The organism is Galliscardovia ingluviei, assembly GCF_014635685.1.
Lineage (GTDB): Bacteria > Actinomycetota > Actinomycetes > Actinomycetales > Bifidobacteriaceae > Galliscardovia > Galliscardovia ingluviei.
This window is the reverse complement of the sequence record NZ_BMDH01000010.1, coordinates 1-2,323: the sequence shown is the minus strand read 5'-3', so window position 1 is coordinate 2,323 and position 2,323 is coordinate 1. Positions and strand designations below refer to the sequence as shown.

At 44.8% G+C, this 2,323-nt stretch carries 2 protein-coding genes; both read left to right on the top strand.

What is annotated here, in order from left to right; translation table 11 throughout:
* The first annotated feature begins 287 nt into the window (after positions 1–287).
* Positions 288–1,670 (top strand): hypothetical protein, encoded by a 1,383-nt coding sequence (locus IEU85_RS08590; RefSeq protein WP_188355853.1) that lies wholly within the window; start codon positions 288–290, stop codon positions 1,668–1,670.
* A 243-nt stretch (positions 1,671–1,913) separates the two neighbouring features.
* Positions 1,914–2,323: Imm70 family immunity protein (locus tag IEU85_RS08585; RefSeq protein ID WP_188355852.1), on the top strand; the 410-nt coding region annotated here is incomplete at its 3' end.

Here is a 2,323-nt window from a genome sequence, read left to right as displayed (position 1 = left end):
TGGATGGTACTGGGATTGATGCTCCGGTGATGCAGCATGTGGGTGATGATGCTTTTTATTTGTCTCATGATGCTGATGGGGTGCTGGGATCGATAATAAAACTGGAGAAATAATCGTCCAAGAATATAAATCTTCTCCAACTGCACGGCTTACGAGAAATCAGAAAAAGGACTTTCCAGAAATTTTAGATAGTGGGGCACATGTTATTGGTCATGGGAAGGGTATTTTTGAGAACAATTATCAGATTCCAAGCGGGACAAACGTAGAAGTGATAAGGAAGGGCATTGATGGTTAGGAATGTGTTGAAGCGGCAGCTTGAGAGTGAGATTACTCGGGTGTTGAGATTGGTGAAGCATCAGTTTGGTTTGCGGCTTCGTGAGGATGTTTTGTTTGGAGTGGTTGATGGGTATGTGGTTTCTGTTTCGTGTTTTGTAGAGGGTGTTGCTGGCAACACTATTATGCTCCGTGCAATGTTGAAGCCTATGGTCTTGGATGATGTTTTTTGGGATGTTTTTGATATGTCAAGTAATCGTCGTGGACCGTTAAGTTTGCGTGTGTATGGTGCTTTTACTGTTGGAGCGCTTCCTGTTGCAATGAGTAAGAGGCAGGTTGATAGTGTTGATCAGGTTGCTGTGTTTATTGAAGAGACTGTGTCCGATATGATGCGTGATTTACGTGGGCTGGTTGCACGCTTGGGGAGTGTGGAGGAGTATGCGCGTTATGCAGATCGTGTAGCTCATGGTAGGCGGCTGTATCCGTTTGATAGTGCGTTGACTTGGATGTTGATAGATATTATTCGTGGAGGGTTTGCGCAGGCGCGAGAGCGTGCCGTGCTTGAATTGGCGAATCATAGAACTGGTAATATGGTCAATGGTAATCGCAATATTTACGAGTATGTTGTGGATTATTGTCGTGCTCATGAGGCTCAGTATGGTGGCGATGAGCAGGGTAGAGTGATTTCGTTGCAACGGTTGGTTGGCTATCATGAAGCGCATTATGGCAGTGAATGTTTTGAGCAGGTGTTGCGTGTAGTGCCTGAGATTGCTCGGCAGTTTGGTGTTGGGTATTATCAAAACATTTTGTTTCAGCAGGTTGGGCAATATTGGGTAGTACTCACTATTAATGTGAGAGCAGATACTGCAGATGGGAATCAGTTGAGTGTTTTTGGGTTGATTAAACCTGTGGTCAGTGATGATATGCTTTGGCATGTTTTTGGTCATGATGAGTTCTGTGATGTAGCGGTGATGCGTTGTGATGATGCGTTAAGTACATTTCCATTAGTGTTTTTTGGTCGTGATATGAGCGTTGACGAGAGTGGTGGTAGCGAGCAATATTTATATCATGTGTTGAGTGAGCTTGTTGGTCAGTGGGTAGCGCAATCGCGTGAGTATGTGTTGCTGGTGGATGGTGTAGCCGATTTTATTGATTTGGCTCAGCAGAGTGTGGTTGCGATTATTGAGGATGAGCAGGTTCGTGAGTCTCGTTTTCGATCGAATCGTATGTTTAATCCTGATTTGCATTATATGCTGCTGGATTTAAGTAATGGTGAGTATGCGAAAGCTCGTCAGCGTGCGCATGCGCTTTTAGAGCAAGGTAAAACAGGTTTTTCCATAGCTGGTAGCGAGAGTTATGCGCGTATCGAAGAGTATTGTATGGCACATGAGCGGTAGCGCTGATTTATATGTTGTGATTCGATTATTCAGGTGAGAGATATCGTGGTCTTGTTAGAACAATGTGGTTCGGCAGGTGAAGCAGCGCGTGAGGCATTTGCCTGAGGGTATGCGTCAGACGATTTTGATTGATATTAGGGGGCAGGATGTCAGTAGTGAGACTAGAGCTTATGTGACAAGCAAAATACTTGAAAAATCACCGACAGGTGTAAATGTTGAAGTTGTCTTTTGGAAGGAGTCATTATGGCTTTAGGGTTAAAGTATTGGTTTAACCTTGTTAGTATTGGTACGGAAGGTTTTTTTACTGAGTTTTTTGCTACGGTGTGTATGCGGTTGGAAGACGGTGTGTGGGGTAGTCGTTTTCCTGTGGTGATGCGGCAGTTGTATTGGGGTCGTGTAGAAGCGGCTTCGTTGCAGGAGGGGATTGCTGAGCTTGGGGTAATTAAGCGTGAGTTTCTTGAGCGCCCTGTCAGTGACGCGGTATGGGTGACTGGTGCTGCTAATGATCATATTGAGCCAAGTTATCTTGTGACGCGTGGTGAGCATGCGCATAATCTATTCGAATATTTCACAACGATAGATAACGGCTTGCTGTTAGATCGTCTCATTGGGGTTTTTACCGAAGCAATGAGATGGAAGGATGAGGGTGTGAC